General features: G+C 56.2%; 1 rRNA gene. It reads right to left on the minus strand.

Going from position 1 to position 624, the window contains the following annotated elements:
• Positions 1-624, minus strand: a 23S ribosomal RNA gene (locus tag KUM44_RS33020); the annotation flags it as partial.

Raw genomic sequence — 624 nt, forward strand, 5'->3', positions numbered from 1 at the left:
GCAATGACACGACTTCGGCGGTACGCTTGAGCCCCGCTACATTGTCGGCGCGGAATCACTAGACCAGTGAGCTATTACGCACTCTTTCAAGGGTGGCTGCTTCTAAGCCAACCTCCTGGTTGTCTCTGCGACTCCACATCCTTTCCCACTTAGCGTACGCTTAGGGGCCTTAGTCGATGCTCTGGGCTGTTTCCCTCTCGACCATGGAGCTTATCCCCCACAGTCTCACTGCCGCGCTCTCACTTACCGGCATTCGGAGTTTGGCTAAGGTCAGTAACCCGGTAGGGCCCATCGCCTATCCAGTGCTCTACCTCCGGCAAGAAACACACGACGCTGCACCTAAATGCATTTCGGGGAGAACCAGCTATCACGGAGTTTGATTGGCCTTTCACCCCTAACCACAGGTCATCCCCCAGGTTTTCAACCCTGGTGGGTTCGGTCCTCCACGAAGTCTTACCTCCGCTTCAACCTGCCCATGGCTAGATCACTCCGCTTCGGGTCTTGAGCGCGCTACTAAACCGCCCTATTCGGACTCGCTTTCGCTACGGCTTCCCCACACGGGTTAACCTCGCAACACACCGCAAACTCGCAGGCTCATTCTTCAAAAGGCACGCAGTCACGAGA

Source organism: Streptomyces sp. AC550_RSS872, assembly GCF_019049285.1.
In the GTDB taxonomy this organism is placed as follows: Bacteria; Actinomycetota; Actinomycetes; order Streptomycetales; family Streptomycetaceae; genus Streptomyces.